General features: G+C 65.4%; 2 protein-coding genes. Both read right to left on the minus strand.

Translation table 11 applies throughout. From position 1 onward, the window contains the following. Nucleotides 1–49 precede the first annotated feature (49 nt). Nucleotides 50–1,192, minus strand: a complete 1,143-nt coding sequence (locus tag ABFX51_RS35255) for a tyrosine-type recombinase/integrase (RefSeq protein ID WP_346056345.1) — start codon at nucleotides 1,190–1,192, stop codon at nucleotides 50–52. 123 nt (nucleotides 1,193–1,315) lie between these two features. Then, nucleotides 1,316–1,723 carry a helix-turn-helix domain-containing protein gene (locus ABFX51_RS39745; RefSeq protein WP_428832526.1) on the minus strand — a complete coding sequence of 136 codons (408 nt, stop codon included), beginning with the start codon at nucleotides 1,721–1,723 and terminating at the stop codon, nucleotides 1,316–1,318. Between the last annotated feature and the right edge of the window lie 142 nt (nucleotides 1,724–1,865).

Consider the following 1,865-nt stretch of genomic DNA (forward strand, 5'->3'; position numbering starts at 1 on the left):
ACCAGGCCGACTACCGACACACCACGGCTACCGCTGCTTGACATAAACATTAGGCAGCATCCTGCTCCTGACCTGGGGTTTCGTCCCAGCTCCATCCGCCGTCCTGCTCCCAGCGTCGTTGCAGCGCGGCCAGCATCGACTCGACCATGACGTCAGTCACGTGGGAGTAGAGGTCGTCGGTGTCCTTGCGCTTGTGTCCCAGGCGTACCAGCCGGAGGATGCGCGGGACGCCGTCTTCGATCAGCCACGTCTCATGTGTGTGACGTAGGTCATGGAAGTGCATGCCCTGATTGAGTGGGGCCCATCCGTGGCTCTCGTCGCCGGCCAGGGCGGGTAGCCAGACGCGTCGGCGGAAGTTGGACCGGCGATGCAGTCCGCCGTTGGCTCCGGTGAAGACGAACCGCCCGTCAGGGTTGCGCTCCCGGTGATCCCGTAGCAGGTCGGCCAGGAATGGCGGCAGGTGGATTGTTCGGACGCTCGCGGGGGTCTTCGGCGGTCCGAGTTCCAGGCGTCCGCGGATCTCGTGCAGGGCACCGAAGTTGGGGTCGATTTCGATGCGCGGGTCCTCGTCGAGGTAGGTGCGGATCCATTGCAGCCCGGCCAGCTCACCCCAGCGCATGCCGGTGTAGGCGTCGGTGATGGTCATGAGTCCCTCGTCCGGCTTCATCCGGCCGGCGAGTGCGTCGACTTCGTCGGCGCTGGCGTGGGGCCGTTCGGGGCGGTCGTCGAAGCTGATGCGGAGTTTCCGGCACGGGTTTGCGCCGATCAGTCCCTCGTCCACGGCTTCGCCCAGGATCATCGAGAACAACACGAGAATGTCCCGGACGGTTTTGTCGGCCAGGTTGGGGCGCAGTTTCTTGTTCACCCACCCCTTCACCTCGATTCGTGCGATGTCGCCGAGGGCCGTTCCTGACCAGCGGGGCAGGATGTGGTTGCGGATGTGTGAGTCGTAGGTCGCTAGCGTCACGTCCGCGGCGTGGTGGGCGTCGGACCATGCGCGGATCCACTCGTCGATCGTGGTCTGCGCCAGCCGGGGGTCGGTGAACCGGCGTCGTCGCTGGTCGGACTCCACGTCGGCTGCGCGGTCCTCCGCTTCGTCCTGGGTGGCGAAGCCACTCTCGGTGAAGATCGTTCCGTCGTCGAGTCGATAGCGGACGCGGAAACCGCCTCGACGTTTTTCTACCCAAGCCATTGTTGGTTTTCTTTCCTGTAGGAGTGGATATGGCCGTGCCGGAAATCCGGCACGGTCGTATCCACGCTCCGTTTGCGGAGAAAAGCAACCCAAATGTGGTCAGCGGGCGGAAGAATGTGTGCTTCAGCGGGGTCGGCTGCTGCTGCGGCTTCGAGGGCGTCGAGATGCCCCGGTCCCCGGAGTCCTGCGCTGGGCGTTTGCCGCCGGGAGGGCCGCGTCAGCGACGATCTGCTCCAGGTTGGCGCGGGAGAACCGCAGGTGTTTTCCGAGGAACGTGCACGGCACCTGCCGGCGAGCTGCGCGTCGACGTAGCCATGACTCCCGAACCTGTAGCAACTCAGCCGCCTGCGCCGGGGTGAACACCACGGGGGCCGGATCAGCCGCCCGTTGGTCCGTGAGCGGCCGAATGCCGCCGTCTGCGCCCTGGGCGTCGGAACGGGCGCGCTCGGCGACCAGTGGCGAAGCAAGAGATGTGGCAATGTCGGTCGCCCTGCGACCTATGCCGGCGCTCGGCCGGTCGTTGGTGGTCATGAAATGTCCTCCCGTTTGTCACGCAGCGCGGGGTCGCTCACGCGGCGTCTTGTTTGCCGACCGGAGGGCCGGAGCGGCACGACTAAGAGGCCGTAACAGAATGATCTTCGGGTGTGGTTGGATGTGCCTCGTTGTTGATCTT

This window comes from Amycolatopsis dongchuanensis, from assembly GCF_039542405.1.
In the GTDB taxonomy this organism is placed as follows: Bacteria; Actinomycetota; Actinomycetes; order Mycobacteriales; family Pseudonocardiaceae; genus Amycolatopsis_E; species Amycolatopsis_E sacchari.

Coding starts and splice junctions, on each gene's coding strand:
- ABFX51_RS35255 (WP_346056345.1), bottom strand. CDS start 1,192: ATGGCTTGGGTAGAAAAACGTCGAGGCGGTTTCCGCGTCCGCTATCGA.
- ABFX51_RS39745 (WP_428832526.1), bottom strand. CDS start 1,723: ATGACCACCAACGACCGGCCGAGCGCCGGCATAGGTCGCAGGGCGACC.